Below are 258 nucleotides of genomic sequence, written 5' to 3' on the forward strand. Positions count from 1 at the left end.
TCACTTCGCCATGACCCTGGAGGACGGGACGACGCGCACACTCACGCTCGAGACCGAGAGCTCCGACGACCTCGCCAAGGAGGGCGGCATCTCCGCGATCATCTACGAGACATGCAAGGCGCGTTCCGGCGCGACATCCCTGACCGTGGACGTCTACAGCCCCAGCTGGATCGTCGTCGACGCGCGGGTGGAATGAGGTTCACATGCCCCAGCAGAAAACCACCACCCGCGAGAAGCTGCTCGTCTGCGCGATCATCA

General features: G+C 64.0%; 1 pseudogene. It reads left to right on the forward strand.

Annotated elements, in window-relative coordinates:
* Positions 1–196: pseudogene (locus tag QP363_RS13245) on the forward strand (hypothetical protein); the annotation flags it as partial.
* Positions 197–258 lie beyond the last annotated feature (62 nt).

It is taken from the genome of Corynebacterium sp. UMB6689 (genome assembly GCF_030215295.1).
In the GTDB taxonomy this organism is placed as follows: Bacteria; Actinomycetota; Actinomycetes; order Mycobacteriales; family Mycobacteriaceae; genus Corynebacterium; species Corynebacterium aurimucosum.